Origin of the sequence: Pseudomonas sp. MSSRFD41 (assembly GCF_014230245.1) — a bacterium.
In the GTDB taxonomy this organism is placed as follows: Bacteria; Pseudomonadota; Gammaproteobacteria; order Pseudomonadales; family Pseudomonadaceae; genus Aquipseudomonas; species Aquipseudomonas piscis.
Genome location: NZ_JACKZK010000004.1, coordinates 82,563 through 104,158, shown reverse-complemented (window position 1 = coordinate 104,158; position 21,596 = coordinate 82,563). Strand labels below are relative to the sequence as shown.

The window sequence follows — 21,596 nt, the reverse complement described above, 5'->3', positions numbered from 1 at the left end:
GTGCAAAAGCAGCACTCGGGCAATTCAGTCGAATTTTAACCACGAAACCAGACATCAATCACGTTCCCACGCTCCAGTGCTTCTGGATTTCAGATCATCCCATTCAGCTTGCCGGACAACATACTAGCCGCTATTCAACAAAGACCATTTAATTTCAGAAAATTCTTCACTGAAATTTTGCCACTCGTCGCAAAAATAGATGTCCGGCCAGAAGCGTAATACTGGCCTTGGGCCTCGCTCTGGCATTTCGTCGGTATGGACGTACTTTCACCGCCCGCTGTACCTGATTTCCGGCTCCTAATCCAACATTGCACGAGCTTCATGACAATCGCACCTCTGATCGACCACTTGCAATGCCTTCCCCTCCCTCGACGAGAAACAGAGTTATGGTGCTGACTCAACGTGCTCCTGACATACCCTCTCCATTTCTCTTAAGGGTAACTGCTGAGCATCGAGGCATGATTGAAAACAACCATGAACATGGGACACGATCCATGGTTACTGCCAGCATTAGAAGCAACGCGGGCAAGGCGCATAACATGCAAATTTCGCACCCAAGGTAGCCGGCAAGATCGTACTTCTAACTCCTACTGAGCATCCCGCTCCTGCCTAATGCGGGATAAGACCACGACCAGCGATACGGCGAGTTACATTCCCTGTCTGGAGACACGGACGGTCTACAGCTCTAACGATGAGCGCCCCTCAAGTAAAATTTCGCCTTCGCTCATCATCAAATGACTGTGAACCACCACCCAAAGCACCATCATGAGGCACTTGGCCAGTATTTCAGGGACACGAGTGACGCGAATAAAATCGCCGCTTTCCAGGACTCTCGGATGACACGGAATGTGGAATAAAGAAACCGCCATCAGTCACTTGAACTCCCACGCCCATGCGGGCAGCACCGGGCGCTGCGCGGCTTATACCCGACAGGCCATCGAAGCCGGTGGTGGCGGCGTAATCCTGCACAGGAAGCACTCGGCCAAGGACTTCGGCCCCTCCCTGACCGCGGCGGGGTTCGTCGAGCAACCTGCCGGCCAGGCACCGCAGGCCGGCGACGTGGTGGTCATCCAACCCATCCCCGGCCATCCCCACGGCCATATGGCGATGTTCAACGGCAAGCTTTGGGTGTCAGACTTCAAGCAGATGCATGGCTTCTACCCTGGGCACTCCTATCGGGTACAGAAGCCTGAATACAAAATCTACCGTCATCCATAAGGGGTTCCCCATGAGAATGCTCTTCTGCTCGCTGCTGGCGGCCATTGCCCTGCACCAGCCGCTGGCCCTGGCCGACTGCGCCAGTTCGCCCAAGCCTGCGACCCAGGCGTTCTACAGCTGGTACCTGCAGACCTTCAGCCAGGACAAGGATCCAGTAACCGACAACGCTCCCGAGATGAAGAAGTACGTCTCGGAATCGCTGATCGCCAAGATCAAAAAACAGATGGCCAGCCCCGATGGCCTGGAAGAAGACTACTTCCTCAAGGCCCAGGACTACATGGATGAATGGCTGACCCAGATCCAGGTCAGCGAGCCACAGATCCAGGGCTCCAGCGCCAAGGAGCAAGTGACCTTGGGCAGCACGCCAGACACCACCCAGATCGTCGACGTGCGCATGGTCAAGGACAAGGGCTGCTGGAAGATCGATGAAGTGATCTCCACTGCCGATCAAAGCGACTGACCCACCCTCATCCCGCGCCGGAACCTGCAAGCCAGGGCCCGGCGCGTTCTGCAACCGAGGCTCAAGGCTTGGCTGGCGCTATCGGCCCCGGTGCCTTGACCTGGGTCATCAGGTCGTCATCCCACTGCCCCTCGACCTTGACCTGCGCCAGAGCCCCCAGATCCATGGCCTCGATCAGGTTGTGACTGAGGTACACATAAGTGCCCGGCTGCTTGAAGGTATAGAGCGCCGCCAGAGCCGAGCCACCGGGGATGAACCAGGTTTCCAGGTTGCGTTGCGGAGCATTGGCGAACTTGCCGGTGGTCCAGACCCAGTCCCCATGGCCGCCGATCAGATGCGGACGGCTGTCGCGATTGGCCTGCGAGTGAATGAACAGCACGCTTTCGCCGACCTTGGCGGTCAGCGCGTTGGCTCCGGTCAAGGCGCCGACCCGACCGTTGAACACCACGTGACTCGGAGTCAGGGTGCGCATCACCGCGCGGGTATCCGGGTAGCTGGAGGCCAGGTTCGGATAATCCTTGTAATGCCCGTCCTTGTCCTTGGGAATGTAGAGGTCGAACTCGCCGATGGTATAGGCCCGGTCGTAATGCAGGGGCTTGCCAGCCGGGTCTTTCAGGCCATCGCGCGGCAGCACCATCAGGGTGCCACTCATGCCTGAAACCACATGCCATGGCACCATGCCCGAAGGAGCGCAGTGATAGACGAAGGTGCCACTGCGATCGGCCTTGAAGCGCAATACCACTTCCTGGCCCGGGGTCACTTGGGTCAGCGCCGCGCCACCCAGGGCGCCAGTGGCCGCGTGGAAATCGATGTTATGAGGCATGCTGTTGCTGGCCGGGTTGCTCAGGGTCAGCTCGACGTAGTCGCCCTCGTGTACCACCAGGGTCGGGCCGGGCATGGAGCCATTGAAGGTCATGGCTTGCAGCGTGGTGCCCTGGTCATCCACCACCATCTTTTTCTCTTCGACGCGCATGTGGAACTGCATCACCTTGGGCGGTCCGCTGACCACCTGCTCGTGAGCGTGCACCTGGGGCGGCGTCACCAGCTCCACCTTGACCCGCTGCAGACCGTCCGCACCCGCTGCCAACGCCAGGCCAGAAGCACAGCCGCCAGCTACCACACACCACTTCAACCACGATTGAAAAGTCCCCATGCTTGCGTTTCCTTGCCGACGAATGGTGACTCATTGCAAGGCAAACGCCGGGCGCCGGTATTGTCTCAGGGCAATAAACCCATGAGCCGTTGACCGGCGCCGATCATGGATAACTGAAGCTGCGCACCAGGGTCAGTTCGCCAGGGGCGCGCATCGGCACGATAAACGATTCGCTCTTCTCGTCCGGCGTGCCTTCCTCGGTGATCACCGTGACCTGGGCGGTGGTCAGGGGTTGCACGGCGTTATCCTGGCCGCCGTCACCGTCGTCGTCAGTGCGATAGCCGCCACCGTAGTAGTTCACATACACCAGGTACTGGCCCTTGAGTGGTGCCGGCATGGAGAAGATCTCCGGCCCGTAGCCGGTGGTCACGTCGACGTCCAGGGCCGCACCATTGGCAGCCACTCGATCGCCGTACCAGATATGGGCGCCATCCGGGGTCACCAGGTGCAAGTCCAGGTCGGTGTTGTCGCTGTCCCAGGACAACAGCACCCGCAGCTTGGGCGGCGTGACGCCACCGCCGGTGTTGAGGAATTGCACACGCTTGCGCTGTTGTCCGTCGGGGCTGCGCACTTCGACGCTATTGCTGCCGTTGGGGAACGAATAGGGCCGGTCGAAGCCACCGTCTTCGTCCACCTTGAGCGGCATGCTGACGCCATTGACGATCAGCTTGCCCGGCTGCGAAGACTTGGGCGCCCCCTTGATCTGCCCACGGATGCGCGCGGTATCGGCCTGGCCTTGCGGAGTGTTAACCGAGGAAGCCGGGTAATTGACGCTCTGGCGATACTGTTCGCCGTCGTCGGCGCGAGTGCGCCAACCGCCTTTGGGAGTGTCAAGCTGGATGGCGCTGTCGGCCAGGGCCACAGGAAGGCTGAACATTCCACAAAGGAACAGGAGCAGCGGGGAAGCAGGAAATTTCATGACCTATTCCAGTAAAAGATGACGGGCAAGCCCTTCGATGTAGGTTTCATCCTGGCCATTGGGATGGGCTTCGAAGGCCAGGTGCAGGTATTCATGGGTCAGGTCGAGGCGGTCCTGCAGGGACAGCACGCCACGCACGTAGATCCGTTGTCGCTCACGATCGACGTAGGGCCGGCCGAAGCCCAGGCGGCACACCGCGAATTGATTGACTTCGTTGTAACCGACCTCTTGCTCCAGCGGCTGGCGCCAGCGCCGCCGTTGCTTCAGCAGCCAGTCCTGGGCCGCAGGCAGGGGCTCGCAGGAAGCCACCGGATTGTCCCAACGGCTGAGGCTGGCACGCGGATAGGCGTGCAGCAGGATAGCGTCGTAGCGCTGGCCTGAACCGGCCTGCTCCACCGCCTGTTGCCAGGACAGCTTGTCCGGCGCCTGCAAGTCGGAGTGATAGGTGACCTGGGTTCCAGCCAGCACCAGGTCGCCAGTCCAAGCGGCGATGGCCCGGGCCTCGGCGGTGGCCGGACGCGGCGCGACTCGCTGGCGGCTGCTGCTGTCGTCGATGCTCAGGCACTCGCCGCTGCGAGCGGCGTTCTGCAACAGGTAGGTGCGGATCGCCACGGCCAGGGCCTTGGCCGCCTCCCGGGGTTCGCTGCTGGCTTCGCGTTGCAGCACCCGGGCCACGTATTCCTCGCGATCCAGGCGCGCCACCAGGCGTTGCGCGGCCCCATCCCGCTGCAGGAACAGCTCGCCAGCGCTATGGATATCCAACTGGTTGCCATTGGCGAACGCCACCCGGTAATCCCCTTGCAGGGCACCGGACCTGGCAGGTTGGCCATTCTGGCTGACGCCCTTGAGCGGATAGCGGGAAAACAGGCTGACCTCGACGCAGCGGCCCTTGTCCAGCGGCATGTTGACCGGCAACAACTGATCCAGGGCCTGGGCATGCTCCTTGAGGACCCGCTGGCTAGTGCCGCGGCCACCGACCCACAACGGCGTGCCGTCCGTCAGCCAACCGGCGAAACCGCCCTGGCGCGATTGCGGGTCGCGCTCGGCCAGCCAACTCCAGGTCTTGACCCGCAGCCGCCCACCGAGCGCCCCCACCACCGTGCCATCACCGGCGTTGAGCACCACGTCCAGCAATACCCGGCGCGCGGTGTCCCGGGCCGGCAAGCTGGCCAGGACTTGCAGCAGTTCAGCCACCGGAACCCGAGTCTGTGGCTGCAGCTGCTGCAGATCCTGCAGCCAGCCTGGGGCCTGGCGCGCCTGCCAGTAACTGCGCCAGTCACTGGCCGACACCTTGAGGCGCGCAGGCTCGAAGTACAGGCCGCAGGAACGCACCAGGGCCTGGTCGCGGGCGATGCTGTTACCGACCGTGCAGCAGTACACCTCTTCCTTGGACTTGCCCTGGCAGGCATAGGCCGGTTCCTGGGCGCCGGTGTCCACCAGCCAGGCGTAGACGAAGAGTTTCCAGACACTGCCCAGGGGCGTCTGCAAGTCTTCGGGCAGCGGCTCGCGGGCCAGCACCTGGGTCCTGGAGAGGCTCACCAGCTCGCTGTCCGGCGCGGTTTTCCAGGCCAGGCGCAGAGGTTCGTCCTGGGCCGTCGCCAGCCCAGGAAGCAAACACAAGCACAGCCAGGTCCAACGTCGCAGCATGTTACTTGACCGAAACCTGGCCCAAGGCCGGAGTACGCTCCTGAGCCTGATGCTCAGGTGCATAGACCTGGTAGAAACGTGCCGGCGGCAGGTTGAACTGGCCCTTCTGGGAGAAACGGACCAGGTGGCGCAGGCGCACTTCGCTGCTGTCGTTCAGTGCATCCAGCGGCACGCGGTAGCTCATCTGCCCCGGTTCGGCACGGGCCTTCTCCAGCGACGCGGCTTCACTGCCCGCGGGACCGGCCAGCTTGATGCCCCAGGTGGTGCGCTCGACATCGGCGCCCGGCGGCAACGGCACATCCAGCATGCCGTACACCAGCGGGCGCTTGCCTTCGTTGGCGATGATCACTTCATCCAGGTACAGGCCATCGCTGGCGATCGGCTTGTTGCCCAGCGGCTCCAGCTTGAAGGTGAAAGCTTCGTCCCCCGGTACCAGGCGCAGCAGGCGGCGAGTGATATTCACCGGTGCCGGCGTGCCGGCCTCCTGCTTGCTCAGGTAGCTCACCGAGGCCCGCAGCGGGCGCTCCGGCACCGAGTCCAGGGTCAGCACCGCAGGAACCTGCGAGCCTTGCCATTGCCAGTAGCTTTCGCCGCTGGCGCCCTGGCGCTGTTGCCAGCCTTGCCCCGGGTTGAGGTTCGTAGCCGGCGCCGACTGGGCCACGCTGCGTTGCAGCCAGGTCAGGGCCAGGGCCCGCTCCAGGGTCGACTGCGATGGCAGCAGGCGTTGCAGCAAGGCGCGCGTCGCCCCCTGGTCGAACGGCTTGAGCGACAGGCTCAAGGCCTGGACGAAGGGCTGCGAGCTGATTTCCATCTGCTGTTGCGCCGCTTCCAGCTGGGCGACGAACGCCGGCGGTGGCGTGACCTTGGCGTCCCGCGCCAGGGCCGCAGCCAGCACCCGGGCACTGGCCAGGCCCAGGGCCGAATCCGGGCTGTCCATCACCAGGCTGTCGCCGCTGTCGTCCTGCATGCTGGCTTGCGGTCCCGGGCCGGCCTTGGCCAGGTCGTCCATCAGGCCACTGACCAGGGTATTGATCGGCAGCTTCATCTCGCGGGCGAAGGACAGGATCAGCGCACGTTGCAGCAACGGCGTATTGCCGGCCTGCTTGGCATAGACCTCAAGCACTCGCTGCCAATGCTCCGGCGGCAGGTTCAGGTCCATCACCTTGCTGGCGTTCCAGTCGGCGTAATAGGCATAGGCGGTGAGGAAGGCATCCGGATCGGCGTCCTCGCCCCACCAGGTGAATGCCGCTTCCGGCCCGGCCATGTGCACCAGGCGCAGGCGACTGTTCTGCATCATCAGGCGCAGGCGATCACGGATCTGCGGATTGCTGGCCAGGGCCGGGTAGGCAACGCTCAGCGGCAACAACTGGCTGGCCGTCTGCTCGACTCCGCCATAGGGGTATTCCAGCAGGTCATCCAGGGCGGCGCGGAACAGCGCTTGCGGGCTGTCGTCCAGGCGCAGGCGAATTTCCCCGGCATCGCCCGGCAAGCCCAGTGGCGTGCTGTTGGTGACCACGTCCAGGCTCTGGGTCTGCACGGTCTGCCAGCCAGCCCCATTGCTGGCCAGGCGTACCGCCAGGGTGTCCATGGTCTTGCCGCCCTGCACCAGCTCGGCGCTCCACTGGCCATTGCCCGGAGCGATGGCCGGCAAGGCCACATAGTTGATGCCGCTGTTGAGGGTCAACGGCAAGCGCTGGGACTCACCGGCGTAATGCACCACCAGCTCGGCCTTGACCGGCTGCTCGGACTGGTTGAACGCAAAGACCCCAAGGTCTGGCTTGTCGCCGCTGCGGAAGCGGGTCGGGCCGCTCCACTTCAGGTACAGGGCCTTCTCGGACCGCACGAACTGCTTCTTCTGGCCCACTTGGCCATCGTCGGCGATGGCCCGGGCGGTGATGCGCCAGCGAGTCAGCGAGTCGGGCATGCGGAAGGTGAAACGTGCCTTGCCGCTGCCGTCGGTGACCAGCTCCGGCTGCCAGGCAGCGGTGTCGACGTCTTCGCGGCGCGGACGCTCCAGCACCTTGACCCCACGCTCGCTGCGGTTGGCCTTGCCTGGCGCCGTCGGGCTGCCCGGCAAGGCCACGTCGTAGCTGATGAACGACAGGCTGGCACTGGTGCGCACGTTGTTGCGCCGTGGATGGTAGAAGAACTGATCGATGCTCGGCGCCACTTCCGGCTGCAACGCGTAGACCATCTCGTCCACCACGCTGACCGTCAGGTGGGCCGGCACCGGCTTGCCGGCGAACTGGGTGGAGAGGTCCACGGTGACGGTGTCACCCGGCTGGTATTTCTCCTTGTCGGTCTGGATGGCTACATCGATCTGCGGCGTCAGTACCTTGATCCCAGCGTTCTGGAAGCTGTATTCGCCGCCCTTGGTGTAGAGCACGGAGAAGGTCAGGTTCGGCGCGAAGCTATCCTTGACCTGCACTCGGGCGCGGTACTGGGTCGGGCTGAGCTTTTCCACCTTCAGCCAATCGCCACCCTGGGACAACAATGCGGTGGCCTCGACCTTGTCGCGCTCCAGCGACAGCAGCGCATCGTTGATCGGCTCGGGGAAGGTGATCAGCGCCAGGGCTTCGTCGCCAGCCTTGTACTCGGGCTTGTCGAGGACGATTTCCACGGTGCCCGGCACGGCCTTGACTCCTTCGCCGGTGACCGAATGGCTGGTGCCCCCCACGACCCGGTCATGCTCGTCGCGCAAGGTCAGGTTGTAGGTACCCGGGCGCTCGAAGGCCAGGGCAAAACCACTGGCGCCTGCAGCCAGCTTGCCCTCGCCGGTGGACTGGTCTTCCATCCGCACCCAACTGTAGCGGCTGGGCAAGACGTTCTTGCTCTGCTCGCTGGCGTTCTGGTTGGCGTAGCTGAACTGCACCTTGTCGCCCACCGCGCTGAAGCGTTGCGGGGCGCTGAGGCTGAAGCTCGCGGCGCCACGCTCGATGAGGATTTCCTTGGTGGTCTTGACTCGATAGGCCGCGCCGTCACTGGCGAACACGGTGAGCATGTAGCGGCTGGGCTTGTCCGCCGCCGGCAGGTCGAGGCTGGCACTGCCCTTGGAGTCGGTGGTCAGCTCGGTGCTGGTCAGTTCCACCGGGAACTGGCCCATGTACTGCAACTCGTTGTCCACCATCGACAGCTGCTGGGACCGCAGGCTCAGTTGCAGGCGCGCATTGGCCACCGGCTTGCCATCGGGATAGAGCAGCACCAGGTTGCCCTTCACCGCCTCGCCGGTCTTGAAGTCCGGCTTGGCCAGGCTCAGGGCGATCTCGAAGTGCGGCTTGATGTATTCAGCCACGCGAAAGGCGCTGCTGTAGACCTGGTCCTTGTAGCGCAGGCGCAACTCATAACCGCCCGCCACCGCATTCTCCGGTAGCTGGAAACGCCCCTGGGTGCCGGACTTGGAATCCAGGTTCAGGGTCAGGTTCTGCAGGGCGGTGCCCGCGGCGTCCAATACGCTGACATTCACCGTACCGGCACCGGGCAGCACCGAGTCCCGGGCATTCTTGAACTCACGCCCGACGACCTTCAGCGAGACACAGTCGCCCGGGCGGTATAGCGGCCGGTCGGTGAAGGCATAGAGCTTGGTGTCGTAGATTTCGCTGTCGTAGTAGAAGTTCTCGGAGACGAACACCCCGCCTTCCTGGTCCTCGCCAATCACATAGGAGCGCTCGGGGCTGACGTGCTTCAAGCGCACCAGGCCCTGCTCATCGGTGGCACCGCTGTTCATCACGCCCAGGCCGTCGGTCCACAGCACGTTGACCTTGGGCACCGAGTTGCCTTCGTGCTTGCCCGCTGCCCAGACCAGGAGCTCGTCACCGGCGATCTTGCTCACCGCCACGGTATTGGAGACGAACACCATGGTGGTGGCGCGGTACTTGCCAACCAGGGCTTCGACCAGGTACAGGCCCGGCTTCAACTGCCCCAGGGGAATGTAGACGTTGCCCGGGGCGACGTTGATGAAGTCACTGGAAGACCCGGCCAGGTTGACCCCGGCCGGCGGCTGGATCGGCTTGGCCTGCCACAGCGGGTAGCGGAACTGGGTCACCAGCGGCAAGCCCGGGACCAGGCCGAACTGCGGCTGGGCGTCATAGGGCGTCGGCGCCAGCAACGAGTTGCCGACCTTCAGCTCCGGGACCTCTTCGGTCACCTGCTTGCGCGACTCATAGGAGAAAGCGCGCTGCATCACCCGGCGCGACTTGCGATACCAGTTGTCCCACAGGTAGGCCAGGGTGTTGGACAGCCCCTCGCCCTTGAACTGGCCATCGCTGACCACTCGGTGCAGGTTCTTTTGGCGCTTGAGGAAGTCCAGCGGCTGGTTGATCCGGTAGACCCGGATGTCCGCGCCGCCATAGGGCTCCATGCGAAAACGCCGATAGTCGCGACCCGGGGCCTCGAGGCGCACCATGGCCTGCTCGTCGCTGGCAAAACTGCTGTCGGACAACAGGAAGAAACTCTCCCCGGCGACCGCTGCGTAATCGCTGGCGGGCACGGAATCCTCGGCGTTGACCAGGGCCACGGGAGCCACCAGGGTCAAGGCCAGGGTCAGGCGGAACAGAAAACGGGACATAGGCAAGCCGCGTGAAGACGTCACGAGTGAAGGCAAGACAAGGCGAAAACAGGCGAGGAAGCGCAGTTTACTGGCTGTAAATGAGCATTCCGAGCCTGTGTTCAACGCAGTATTGGCGAACGCAGCAGTCTTCACGCAGCTTGCACGGGATTCGCTCATTGGGTGAGGAAGTTCAGGCGAAAGATGCCGATGAAGTTGGGGTTGGCGGGGTCGGGTATCCATCGGGTGTCCTTCCATGTCATCAGTTGCTGCACGCTGGCCGAGCGCATGCCGTTATCGGTGGGGGTGGTGGTGCCGGTGTGATAGGCGATGTTGCGGCCCATCCAGATCATCAAGTGCTGGTCGTCGCCCTGGTCGAAGAACAACAGGTCGCCAGGGCGCGCCTGGCCCAGGTCGCGGCTCACCAGATGACTGTTGAACTGGATCAGCTTGATCGCATTGACGTAGGGGCCGACCTTGCCGCCGCCCTGCTGCCACTGCTGGGCCAGGCCGCGCTGGCCTTCGCTCAGCTGCAACTCCGGCGGCAGGTAGCGGTTGGACAGGCCATTGGCCCGCAGCCATTTGCTGTCGTGGTTCTTGAGCGCTTCGTTGGCGGCGAAACGCACCAGCCCGGCGCAATCCTGCTGATACCAGCGCGGGCTCGGGCCCTGGCTGAGCTGCTCCTGGGCGATGCGCACGAACCAGGCGCGAAACACCTGGGACTGCTGCACATCCAGCGGTGCGACCGTGGTCGCGCCCACTGCGCTGCTGAGCAACAGGGCCAGCAGGCCAAGGCCGCTCAAGCCGTGGCGCAAGGCTCTCACAGCGCTTGCCATTGCAGCGGCAGCCATTGCCAATGGCCATTGGGCTCGCTGCCCTCGGGCAGGGTCAGGGCGTACTGGCCATAACCACCCAGGGTACGCAGCTTGGGCACCAGGTAGGTCTGGGCGGCGTTGTTGAACACCGGCTCCATGTCCTGGGGCAGGCTGTCGAAGGTTTCCTGCTGGATCAACTGCGCCAGGGACTGCGGTCCCAGGTAGATCGGCATCATGGCGTTCTTCGGCGCCACGTCGGCCAGGGGCGGGAAGCGCTTGTCCAGGGTGCCCAGGGCCTTGCCCACCAGCTTGTCATCCAGGGAGAACACCAGGGTCGAGCCATGGCGGGCCAGGCTGACTTGCATGAAGGCGCGGCCAGTGATGGCTTGCGGGTCCTTGGCCTGCTTGGCCGGGTACGGGCCGAAGTTCGAGCTGACCTGGCGCTGCCACTGGTGCACATTGCCGTCCTGCTGCTCGACCACCGGGAAGATCCGCTGCGCCACCTTGCTCTCGCGCGAGCCCACCATGGAGCCGAACAACTTGCCCAGGTCGGCGTCGAGCTTGGCGTTGTCCTTGTCCTTGAGGCTGGCCACCAGCAAAGGCGTGTACAGCCGCGAGTCGGCGTACCAGCACAGTCCGGCGCTGCCGGACAGGTGTTCGGTCAGGGCCTGGGCCACCGACTCCTCGGCGCCGAGCTTGACCAGCAACGGCTTCTGCTGCTGCGCCGCCAGGGGCAGCGCCACGCAGGCGCTGGCGCCCATGGGCATGGCCTGCCAGATCGGCTTGAAGTCGAAGTCCGGCTGGTCCTCTTGTTCTTCCATGGCCAGGTAGCTGTGCCAACCCTTGTCGTCCATGTCGAAGCGCAGGCCGGCGAAGTTGGGGATGAAGCGCTGGTAACCCATGGCCAGGACGCTGGAGTTGACCGCCAGGCGCTGCTGCACTTCGGGTTTGCGCGCCTCCAGGCCAAAAGCCTCGGGAAACAGCTTGTCGCCGTTGAGCAGCGCTTCCAGGGCCTTGGTGGAGACTGCGCCGTGCACGTCGCTGACGCCAGAGGCCAGGTCATACAGCTGGGTCGGATTGGACAGCACCACCAGTTTGTCGCCGTGGGAGGCGAAGGCCAGGGACTTGTTGGCGTTGAAATTCAGCTGGTACAGGGTCACCGCATCGCCGCCGACCTTGAGCTCGGCCAGCTTGCTCAACTGGCTGTCATCCAGGGCAGCCTTGGCCAGGGGCTCGAGCAGCTTGGCCAGGCCGCCACGGTCCATCACCAGCAGGAAGTCCTTGAGCCGGCCATCGACGCCGCGCCACAGGGCAATGTCCGCCGGCTGGTCGAGCAGTTGCTCGATCAGGTTGTCCTGCAGCTTCAGGTCATGCTCGTAGATGATCCGCCGCAGGCTGCCGATCAGGCCCAGGCGGTCGGCATGGGCCTGGTAATAGAAGACGAAGTCCTCGGTCAGGGTTTCACGCAGGAACGGCACCGCCAGCAGATCCTTGGGCAACTGCGCCAGGGAATGGGTCTCCAGCAGGCCATCGGGGCGGCTCAGGCCCAGCTTGTCGCCGGGCAGCTCGACCACCGAGGTCTTGGGCTTGCAGCCCACGCCAGTGGCGACGGCCGCCGCCAGGCACAGGCCCATGACCAGGGCCGGCCAGCGCCGCTGGCTGCCGGGTTGTTCGCTACCGGGGACGCCGGCCGCCGGGGATGCTGTGTTTTCGCTCATGATTCACAAAGCCCAATTCATCCGTGGTGCGGGATGTTCAATAGTTGAAAGACTTGACCAGCAACAGGTCGCCGATGGCCCGCATGGGCACGATGAAGGTCTCGCGTTTCTCATCGACGGTGTTTTCGTTAAGGATCAGGTTGATCTGCGAGGTGATCACTTCGTTCTGGTTGCTGCCTTCGTCGAAGTTGTAGCCACCGCTGCCGAAGTTGCCCCAGTAGTTGACGTAGATCAGGTAGGTACCGCGCAATGGCGCGGTCATGGTGAACATTTCCGGCCCCGGGCCGTCGACCCCGTCCGGGTCCAGGCCGCCGCCATTGGTCAGGCCCGGATGGCCGAAGAAAGCATGCTGGCCATCGGGCGTGATGATGTGCATGTCGAGCTCGGCCTTGGGGTCGTCCCAGCCGAGCACCACGCGGATACGTGGCGGGGTCTTGTTGGGGTTGGATTCGTAGAACTGCACGCGCTTGAGCGACTTGCCCTCGGAGCTGCGCACTTCGACGCTGTTGGAGCCGGCACCGAAGGCGTAGGGACGACCGAAGCGCCCCTGTTCGTCGGTGTAGAGATTGAGCGGGTTACCGTTGACCGACAGGCTGTGGGGTTGGCGCAAGTGGCCAATGGCCTTGAGCTGGCCCTCGATCATGGTGCGGTTGCGCTGGATGCCGCGATCGATGGGCGGCGTCGGATAGGCCACGCGGTCCTGTTCGGTGCGGTCGAGCAACCCGGAATAGCGCCATCCGCCCAGGGGCTCCTGCAATTCGGCCGAGGGTTCGGCCCACGCACCAGCGGATACCAGCAGGGTCAACAAGAGGAAGGATAGAGCGCGCACGTATTGCGTCCTGCCATGCATGGGAAAAACCTGGCGCCAGATCCTCGGCGCGGCTACGAAACATTCGGAAGGTCGCCCAACGATGACGGGGCGTTTGAAAGGGCGCAGATTATCGATTTGCCGGTTGTTGCACAATTGGGGAAAAGGGATTTTGCGAGGGAGTCGGCATCGGCCTGGAGGCCGCGTCGTTCATGCCATTACGGTGACATCACCACCCGCAGACCAGGAGCCATTCCGCAGGTCCAGCGCCACTCCCGCTCATTGCTGTCTATGCTGCCGTTGCGCCATCACCCGCAAGTTTCCTTAAGGTTTAACGCAGATGATCCCCGGCGGATTTTGATGGCGCGCGCATTGGCGATCCAGAGCGCCAGCGGGCGCTTCTCATTTGCCCGCAAACCCGCTGTCTGCTAGTGTCGCGCCGGTTTAACGTCACCCGGGATAGCCGCCATGGCCCGCAAAAAAGCTGCCTTAGATTTCGAACAATCCCTCGCCGACCTGCAAACCCTGGTCGAGCGCCTGGAGAACGGCGAGCTGTCGCTGGAAGACTCGTTGGCCGCCTTCGAACAAGGCATCGGCCTGACCCGTGATTGCCAGGCGGCCCTGGCCCAGGCCGAACAGAAGGTACAGGTGCTGCTGGAGCGCGATGGCGAGTTGGCGGAACAGCCCTTCGATGCGGAACAGCCAGAATGATCGCCACCTACCAGGCCAGCAGCCAGGCCCGCGTCGACGCGGCACTACAGTCGCTGTTCAACGCCCCTGGCCCCGAACTCGCCCGCCTCTATGAGGCCATGCGCTACAGCGTGATGAATGGCGGCAAGCGCGTCCGCCCATTGCTGGCCTACGCCGCCTGCGAAGCCTTGGGCGGCAAGCCGGAACAGGCCAACGGCGCGGCCTGCGCGGTGGAACTGATCCACGCCTACTCCCTGGTGCACGACGACCTGCCGGCCATGGACGATGACGATCTGCGTCGCGGCCAGCCCACGACCCACAAGGCTTTCGATGAAGCCTGCGCGATCCTCGCCGGCGACGGCCTGCAGAGCCTGGCCTTCAGCGCCCTGCTGGACCCGCGCCTGAGCGATGCCAGCGCCGAGATCCGCCTGCGCATGGTTACCACCCTGGCCCAGGCCGCAGGCCCGGCGGGCATGGTCGGCGGCCAGGCCATCGACCTGGGCTCGGTGGGGCTCAAGCTCGACCAGAAGGCGCTGGAGTACATGCACCGGCACAAGACCGGCGCCCTGATCGAGGCCAGCGTCATCCTCGGCGCCCTGGCCAGCGGCTTCGCCGAGAAGGACGAACTCAAGGCCTTGCAAGCCTACGCCCAGGCCATCGGCCTGGCATTCCAGGTCCAGGACGACATTCTCGATGTCGAAAGCGATACCGCGACCCTGGGCAAGCGCCAGGGCGCCGACATTGCCCGGGACAAGCCGACCTACCCGGCATTGCTGGGCCTGGAAGCCGCCAAGGCCTATGCCCTGGAGCTGCGCGACCAGGCGTTGCACGCGCTGCGGCCGTTTGACGCAGCAGCCGAACCGCTGCGCGAACTGGCCCGGTATATCGTCGCGCGCCGCAACTGACCGACGGGTTTCCAGGACCGCATATCGGCCAAGTTCGGTGCTCTGCGTGGGCAGCTTGCGATGCATAAGGTAAACTGCCGCCTCTTTCTACACCTATAACGATTCGCCTGATGCCCACGACGTTTCATGAGATTCCCCGCAAGCGCCCGAGCACGCCGCTGCTCGACCGAGCCCAGACGCCGGACGGCCTGCGCCGGTTAGGCGAAGCCGAGCTGGAAACCCTGGCCGATGAATTGCGCCTGGAACTGCTCTATTCGGTCGGCCAGACCGGTGGGCATTTCGGTGCCGGCCTCGGCGTCATCGAGCTGACCATCGCCCTGCACTACGTGTTCGATACCCCGGACGACCGGCTGGTATGGGACGTGGGCCACCAGGCTTATCCGCACAAGATCCTCACCGGTCGCCGCGAGCAGATGGGCACCCTGCGCCAGAAAGACGGCCTCGCCGCCTTCCCCCGGCGTTCGGAAAGCGAATACGACACCTTCGGCGTCGGCCACTCCAGCACCTCCATCAGCGCCGCCCTGGGCATGGCCATCGCCGCCCGCCTGCAGAACAGCGAACGCAAGGCCATCGCGGTGATCGGCGACGGCGCCCTGACCGCGGGCATGGCCTTCGAGGCCCTGAACCACGCGCCGGAAGTGGACGCCAACATGCTGGTGATCCTCAACGACAACGACATGTCGATCTCGCGCAATGTCGGCGGCCTGTCCAACTACCTGGCCAAGATCCTCTCCAGCCGCACCTACGCGAGCATGCGCGAAGGCAGCAAGAAAGTGCTGTCGCGCCTGCCCGGCGCCTGGGAAATCGCCCGCCGCACAGAAGAGTACGCCAAGGGCATGCTGGTCCCCGGCACCCTGTTCGAAGAACTGGGCTGGAACTACATCGGCCCGATCGACGGCCATGACCTGCCGACCCTGATCGCCACCCTGCGCAACATGCGCGATCTCAAGGGCCCGCAGTTCCTGCACGTGGTGACCAAGAAGGGCAAGGGCTTCGCCCCGGCGGAAGTCGATCCCATCGGCTACCACGCCATCACCAAGCTCGAACCCCTGGACGCTCCGGCCAGCGCGCCGAAGAAAGCCGGCGGACCGAAGTATTCCGGCGTGTTCGGCGAATGGCTGTGCGACATGGCTGCCGCCGATTCGCGCCTGGTGGGCATCACTCCGGCCATGAAGGAGGGCTCGGACCTGGTGGCCTTCAGCGAACGCTTCCCGCTGCGCTACTTCGACGTGGCGATTGCCGAGCAGCACGCGGTGACCCTGGCAGCCGGCATGGCCTGCGAAGGCGCCAAGCCGGTGGTGGCGATCTACTCGACCTTCCTGCAGCGCGGCTACGACCAGCTGGTGCATGATGTGGCGGTGCAGAACCTCGACGTCCTGTTCGCCATCGATCGCGCCGGCCTGGTGGGCGAAGACGGCCCGACCCACGCCGGCAGCTTCGACTTGTCCTACCTGCGCTGCATTCCGGGCATGGTGGTGATGACCCCGAGCGACGAGAACGAACTGCGCAAGATGCTCAGCACCGGCCACCTGTACAACGGCCCGGCGGCGGTGCGCTATCCACGCGGCACCGGCCCCAATGCGCCGATCGACAAGGACCTGGAACCGATCGAGATCGGCAAGGGCCTGGTCCGTCGCCAGGGCAAGCAAGTGGCGCTGCTGGTATTCGGCGTGCAAATGGCCGAAGCGTTGAAAGTGGCCGAGAGGCTCGACGCCACGGTGGTCGACATGCGCTTCGTCAAGCCGTTGGACGAAGCCCTGGTGCGCGAGATCGCCGGTAGCCACGAACTGCTGGTGACCATCGAGGAAAACGCCGTCATGGGCGGCGCCGGCAGTGCTGTCAGCGAGTTCCTGGCCCAGGAAGGCTTGCTCAAGCAGGTCCTGCACCTGGGCCTGCCGGACACCTACGTCGAGCATGCCAAGCCGGCGCAGATGCTCGCCGAGTGCGGCCTCGACGAAGCCGGCATCGAAGCCTCGATCCGCCAACGCCTGCAACTGCTGGGCCTGGCGTAAGCTCCAGCGCCCTTTGCTGAGCGCCCGCCACGCGGGCGCCAACTTCTCCCGTTCCACGGCCCATGGCATCCTGCGGCCGAATCAACGCCGTGCGCAAGGAGCAGCCATGAAACTCTCCCGCCTTGCCCTGCCCCTGTTCCTGCTGCCCGGCGGCGAACTGCTGGCCGCTACCAGCGACCGCGACCAGGCCCTGAAGCTGCCGGATACCCTGATCAGCGCCAACCGCCAGGTCGAAGAACGCAACGACAGCAGCAGCGCCAGCACCGTATTCACCCGGGAAGATATCGATCGCCTGCAACCCACCAGCCTGAGCGACCTGCTGCAACGGGTTCCCGGGGTGCAGGTTGCTCAGACGGGTGGCCGCTCGAGCCTGCCAGGTGTTTACATCCGCGGCACCAATTCGTCCCAGAGCCTGGTCCTGGTGGATGGCCAACGCATCGGCAGTTCATCCAGCGGCGACAGCAATCTGCAGTTCATCAGCGTCGAACAGATCGAGCGGGTGGAAGTGCTGCGTGGCTCGCGCTCGGCGATCTACGGCAGCGACGCCATTGGCGGGGTGATCCAGATCTTCACCCGGCGCGGTACCCAGCAGGGACTGCAAGGCAGGATGCACCTGGGCTTTGGCAGCAACCAGACCTGGCAACGCAGCCTGGGGCTATCCGGCGGCGACCAGCAGACCCGCTTCAGCCTCGGTGCCAGCCTGGATGAAACCGCCGGGATCGATTCGACCCGGGAGTCCTACCCCAGCGACGACGACCATGACGCCTATCGGAACCAGTCGTTGAGCCTGAGTTTGAGCCATGCCTTCGACGACGATCTGGAAGTGGGGCTGAACCTGCTGGATAACCGTGGTCGCAGCCAGTACGACAGCCCTTTCGGCTATTTCGACATGGCCACTAACAATACCTATCAACAGCAGCCCTATACCGATTTCACGGTCAGCAGCATCAGCAGCTTCATCGACGCCCGTCTCAACGACAGCTGGAAGTCACGCCTGGAACTGGGCCATGCCGAGAATCGTGACGCCAAGCGCGACAAGCTCACCGTGGAACGCAGCACCTTCAATACTTATCGCGACTCGCTGAACTGGCAGAACGACCTGAGTCTGGATGAACGCAACAGCCTGATCCTCGGCGCCGATTGGTATGAGGATCGGCTCAATACCAGCGCGGCCTACGGCGAGGACAGCCGCTGGAATCGTGCAGCGTTCATCCAGCACCGCTTCCGTGGCGACAACTTCTCCACGGAGTTGGGCCTGCGCCACGACCGTAACCAGCAATTCGGCAGCCAGAACACCTGGAGCGGAAGCCTCACCGTGCCAGTGAACCCGGACAACGACCTGCTGTTGTCCTACAGCGAAGGCTTTCGGGCTCCGACCTTCACGGATCTGTATTACCCAAACAGCAGCAACCCACAGCTCAAGCCAGAACACTCCAAGAGCTATGAACTGCAGTGGCGTAGCCAACTGACCCCAGATAGCCGCCTGGAAGCTTCTCTTTATCGCATCGATCTCAAGGACGCGATCATCTACAACACCAGTGCACGGCGACCAGAAAACATCGGTTCGGCACGGATCAATGGCCTGGAAACGGCCCTGAAACAGGAATGGTTCGGCTGGCAGACCAGCGCAGGCGTCGCCATCATCGATCCACGCAATCGCCAGAGCGGAGAACAACTAGCACGCCGGGCCAAGCGCACCCTGAACCTGGATCTGGACCGTCAGTTCGAGCGGCTGGCATTCGGCGCCAGCTGGCAACTGGTGAGCAGCAGCCGTGAAAATCGCTTCGAACAGAAGCAGGCACGGCTTGGCGGCTATGGCTTGTTCAGCCTGCGCAGTAGCTGGGCAGTCAACCAGGAGCTCAAGCTGGACCTGAAGCTCGACAATGTCCTCGACAAGTCCTACTCACGGGCGCTCTACAGCTACCAGGGCAGCCACTATGGCTACCGCGAAGAAGGCCGCACCTGGATGCTCGGCGTGACCTGGACCCCTGAGCTGTAAGCTTGCTCAGCGCTCGGGCGCAATCAAGCCGCAGAGCTTGGCCACTGCGCCGACCATCTGCCCGCTGGGCCGCTCCAGGCCCTTGTCCGTCACCAGCAACAAACGCCCCTGCTTGACCGCGGCGATCTGCGGCCAGGCCTTCCAGGCATCCAGCTGGCCCTGGGCCGTGGCGAGGATCGCCTGCGGATTGCGTTGCAGCACCGCCTCGATACTGACCTGGGGCGCCGGCAGCGATTGATCGGCAAAGACATTGCGCGCCCCACAGACCGCCAGGGCGTCGCTGATGATCTGGCCACCACCCACCGTATATAACGGACGATCCCAGACCTGGTAGAACACCGGCAGCGGTGACTCGCGGCGATAGCGCTGGCGCAGTTGTGCAAGTTGCTGGTCCAGCTGGGTCGCCAATGCCTGGCCGGCTTGCGAGTGCCCCAGGCGCTGGCCGATCTCGGCGATCTGGGCAGTCAGCTGCGCAAGGTCATGGGGTTCGGCAACCAGGGTGGGAATACCCAGGCGCGCCAATTGCTCCTTCTGGACTGGTCCGACACTGCCCGGCCAGAGCAGCAGCAAGTCCGGGCGCAGGCTCAGCAAGCGCTCGATGTCCAACTGGCCGTAGCGCCCCACCGAAGGCAGGTCCTTGAGGGGCGCCGGACGCTCACCGGCATCCAGCACGCCCACCAGCAGGTCGGCGGCGCCCAGTTCGACGACGATTTCCGAGAGCGATGGTGCCAGGCTGACGACCCGCTCCACGGCCAGCGCCTGGCCGCACAGAGCCAACAGCAAGACGGCCAGCCAGCGCGGCATCAACCGAGCTGGCGTGGGATGCGGTAGAGGTAGAACAGCACCGCCGTGGACAGGGCCAGGAGCATCAGCGGCACGGCTTCAAGGCCGACGAATACCGCCAGGGCACCGATCCAGGCCGGCAATGCCGCCACCAGCAGGGCCGTGCGCCGCCGCGCTGCCAGGTCGATCCAGGCCGCCGGTTCTTCCGGGGTATCGAGGGTTTTCTGGGTGGCGATCAAGCCATGCTTGTAGGCGCCGAAAAAGCGCAGGCTGACGAACATCGACGCCACCCCGGCGATGAACAACGGCATCGCCAGCACCGGCAGGATCGGCTCGCCCTGGCCGAATACGGCGTTGAGCACGAACAACGGCAGCAGCGCCAACGCCAGGTATTGCCACCAGCTGACGGCCAGGCGGCGCCTCACTTGGCCCCGGGTCACGCGCGGTCGACCTCGCCCTGGTGCTCGTTGCCCATCATGTGGTCGAGCTTGCTGGCCTTGGTCGCCAGGTACAGCTTGTTGTGCGGGTTGTGGCCGGTGTGCAGCGGCACGCGCTCGGCGACCTGGATGCCCATCTCGGTCAAGGCCTTGACCTTGCGCGGGTTGTTGGTCATCAGGCGCAAGGCCTTGACGCCCAGATGCTCGAGCATCGGCAGGCACATGGCGTAGTCGCGCTGGTCGGCGGCAAAACCCAGGCGCTCGTTGGCCTCCACGGTATCGGCGCCGCCATCCTGCAGCTCATAGGCGCGGATCTTGTTCAGCAGGCCGATGCCGCGACCTTCCTGGCGCAGGTACAGCAGTACCCCGCGACCTTCACGGGCAATCGCTCGCAAGGCGGCTTCGAGCTGCGAGCCACAGTCGCAACGCTGGCTGAACAGGGCATCGCCGGTCAGGCATTCGGAGTGCAGGCGACCGAGCACCGGCGCGCCGTCGGCGATATCGCCCAGGCTGAGCACCACGTGCTCGCGACCGGTGGCTTCGTCGAGGAAACCGTGCATGGTGAATTGCGCAAAGGGGGTGGGCAGCTTGGAAGCGGCAACAAAAACAACGGGCACTGTTGTGCTCCTGATCTGTATGGGGACTGGAGATTCGCAGAGGCGGCATTGTAACAGCAGCCTCCACTGGGCGCTTAGGCTGAATTATCGCGGATAAAGATCGATAAGTTCGATCAACGGACCGCTGGCCGCGCGTTTCCATCAAACGGATAAGGTTGCTTCCAGTGCTGGAAGATGGCCCGCAAGCCACCATTCTTCACCAGTTGCTCCATGCGTTGGTCGTACAGGGCCAGCAGGGCCCGGCCCCGGGGCGTGTCGGCGAACCCCAGGTACAACGGCAGCTCAGCCAGATGCGAACGTCTGAAACGGCTCGGATCCTCGGCCTGCCCGAGCACATACTCGACCTCGGTCTGGCCGTCGATGTAGTAGTCGGCACGTCCGTAAAGCAGCATCGGCAGGATACCGACCCGACGGCGGATCTCGTTGTAGCGACGAACGTTGGGCAGGTAGTCCTCGTACTTGTAGCCACGCACCCAAACCAGCCGATAGTTGCCCAGGCTCGCCAGGGTCAGCTCGGGATTGTTGGCCAGGCCCAAGGCATAGATGTGGTCGTTGTCGTAGTTCCAGCGTGGATAGAGCACCCCCGGGGACTCGTTGCGATAGGCGCCGGCCTGGGCGTCCACCTCACCGCGTTGCACCAGCCCGACCGAACGGGTGTAGGGCATGCTGTGGCGTTCCACCGTCACCCCCTGGGGCTCGAACACCTCCCGCAGGATGTCCCATGACAGACCCTGGCCATCGGCCTCGCTGTACTTGCTCCACTCTTCGCTGGCGATCCTTATGGACCCGGGCGCCATGGAAAGGTCGCCGGCCCAGGCATCACAGCTACAGACAACCAGTAAGACCAGCAGCGCGCGACAGACACCCATGCC

Annotated in this window: 17 protein-coding genes; 6 read left to right on the top strand and 11 right to left on the bottom strand. The window is 64.1% G+C overall.

The genetic code is table 11. The annotated features are described in order from the left end of the window. Positions 1 to 846: 846 nt before the first annotated feature. The gene (locus tag H7A76_RS09320) at positions 847 to 1,218 is read left to right on the top strand and encodes a CHAP domain-containing protein (protein ID WP_185698219.1); all 372 of its coding nucleotides are present in this window, start codon (positions 847 to 849) and stop codon (positions 1,216 to 1,218) included. A 10-nt stretch (positions 1,219 to 1,228) separates the two neighbouring features. Further along, entirely contained in the window at positions 1,229 to 1,678 is a 450-nt protein-coding gene (locus tag H7A76_RS09315; protein ID WP_185698218.1) for a DUF3828 domain-containing protein, read from the top strand. A gap of 61 nt (positions 1,679 to 1,739) precedes the next feature. On the opposite strand, the gene nirK is transcribed toward H7A76_RS09315, so the two are convergent. The 7 genes from nirK to H7A76_RS09280 form a co-directional block, all read right to left on the bottom strand. Next, entirely contained in the window at positions 1,740 to 2,831 is a 1,092-nt protein-coding gene (gene nirK / locus H7A76_RS09310; RefSeq protein ID WP_185698217.1) for a copper-containing nitrite reductase, read from the bottom strand. A gap of 103 nt (positions 2,832 to 2,934) precedes the next feature. Then, positions 2,935 to 3,750: a YfaP family protein gene (locus H7A76_RS09305; protein ID WP_185698216.1), complete on the bottom strand. Its 816-nt coding sequence runs from the start codon at positions 3,748 to 3,750 to the stop codon at positions 2,935 to 2,937. A gap of 3 nt (positions 3,751 to 3,753) precedes the next feature. Beyond that, positions 3,754 to 5,397, bottom strand: a complete 1,644-nt coding sequence (locus H7A76_RS09300) for a DUF2300 domain-containing protein (protein ID WP_185698215.1) — start codon at positions 5,395 to 5,397, stop codon at positions 3,754 to 3,756. Position 5,398: 1 nt separating this feature from the next. Further along, positions 5,399 to 9,961 (bottom strand): alpha-2-macroglobulin family protein, encoded by a 4,563-nt coding sequence (locus H7A76_RS09295; protein WP_185698214.1) that lies wholly within the window; start codon positions 9,959 to 9,961, stop codon positions 5,399 to 5,401. 155 nt (positions 9,962 to 10,116) lie between these two features. After that, positions 10,117 to 10,776 (bottom strand): DUF1175 domain-containing protein, encoded by a 660-nt coding sequence (locus tag H7A76_RS09290; protein ID WP_185698213.1) that lies wholly within the window; start codon positions 10,774 to 10,776, stop codon positions 10,117 to 10,119. After that, positions 10,761 to 12,473, bottom strand: a complete 1,713-nt coding sequence (locus H7A76_RS09285) for a DUF2138 domain-containing protein (RefSeq protein WP_185698212.1) — start codon at positions 12,471 to 12,473, stop codon at positions 10,761 to 10,763. Before H7A76_RS09285 ends, H7A76_RS09290 begins: the two co-directional genes overlap by 16 nt. A gap of 37 nt (positions 12,474 to 12,510) precedes the next feature. Continuing rightward, positions 12,511 to 13,302 carry a DUF2135 domain-containing protein gene (locus H7A76_RS09280; protein WP_185698211.1) on the bottom strand — a complete coding sequence of 264 codons (792 nt, stop codon included), beginning with the start codon at positions 13,300 to 13,302 and terminating at the stop codon, positions 12,511 to 12,513. Positions 13,303 to 13,749: 447 nt separating this feature from the next. Between H7A76_RS09280 and H7A76_RS09275 the strand changes: the two genes are divergently transcribed. The 4 genes from H7A76_RS09275 to H7A76_RS09260 all read left to right on the top strand — a co-directional run bounded on the left by H7A76_RS09275 (position 13,750) and on the right by H7A76_RS09260 (position 18,887). Further along, positions 13,750 to 13,992 (top strand): exodeoxyribonuclease VII small subunit, encoded by a 243-nt coding sequence (locus tag H7A76_RS09275; protein WP_185698210.1) that lies wholly within the window; start codon positions 13,750 to 13,752, stop codon positions 13,990 to 13,992. After that, on the top strand, positions 13,989 to 14,876 hold the full coding sequence (ispA, locus tag H7A76_RS09270; protein WP_185698209.1) for a (2E,6E)-farnesyl diphosphate synthase: 888 nt from the start codon (positions 13,989 to 13,991) through the stop codon (positions 14,874 to 14,876). Before H7A76_RS09275 ends, ispA begins: the two co-directional genes overlap by 4 nt. 110 nt (positions 14,877 to 14,986) lie before the next feature. Further along, positions 14,987 to 16,888 carry a 1-deoxy-D-xylulose-5-phosphate synthase gene (dxs, locus tag H7A76_RS09265; protein ID WP_185698208.1) on the top strand — a complete coding sequence of 634 codons (1,902 nt, stop codon included), beginning with the start codon at positions 14,987 to 14,989 and terminating at the stop codon, positions 16,886 to 16,888. Between the two features lie 106 nt (positions 16,889 to 16,994). Further along, the gene (locus tag H7A76_RS09260; protein ID WP_185698207.1) at positions 16,995 to 18,887 is read left to right on the top strand and encodes a TonB-dependent receptor domain-containing protein; all 1,893 of its coding nucleotides are present in this window, start codon (positions 16,995 to 16,997) and stop codon (positions 18,885 to 18,887) included. Between the two features lie 6 nt (positions 18,888 to 18,893). Here the strand turns inward: H7A76_RS09260 and H7A76_RS09255 are convergent, their stop codons facing one another. The 4 genes from H7A76_RS09255 to H7A76_RS09240 all read right to left on the bottom strand — a co-directional run bounded on the left by H7A76_RS09255 (position 18,894) and on the right by H7A76_RS09240 (position 21,593). Continuing rightward, positions 18,894 to 19,691, bottom strand: coding sequence for a cobalamin-binding protein (locus tag H7A76_RS09255; RefSeq protein WP_185698206.1), 798 nt, complete (start codon positions 19,689 to 19,691; stop codon positions 18,894 to 18,896). Beyond that, on the bottom strand, positions 19,691 to 20,110 hold the full coding sequence (locus H7A76_RS09250; protein WP_185698205.1) for an MFS transporter: 420 nt from the start codon (positions 20,108 to 20,110) through the stop codon (positions 19,691 to 19,693). The genes H7A76_RS09255 and H7A76_RS09250 overlap by 1 nt, the downstream gene beginning before the upstream one ends. Further along, positions 20,107 to 20,724 carry a GTP cyclohydrolase II gene (ribA, locus tag H7A76_RS09245; protein WP_022641266.1) on the bottom strand — a complete coding sequence of 206 codons (618 nt, stop codon included), beginning with the start codon at positions 20,722 to 20,724 and terminating at the stop codon, positions 20,107 to 20,109. The genes H7A76_RS09250 and ribA overlap by 4 nt, the downstream gene beginning before the upstream one ends. A 113-nt stretch (positions 20,725 to 20,837) precedes the next feature. After that, the gene (locus tag H7A76_RS09240; protein WP_185698204.1) at positions 20,838 to 21,593 is read right to left on the bottom strand and encodes a substrate-binding periplasmic protein; all 756 of its coding nucleotides are present in this window, start codon (positions 21,591 to 21,593) and stop codon (positions 20,838 to 20,840) included. Positions 21,594 to 21,596 lie beyond the last annotated feature (3 nt).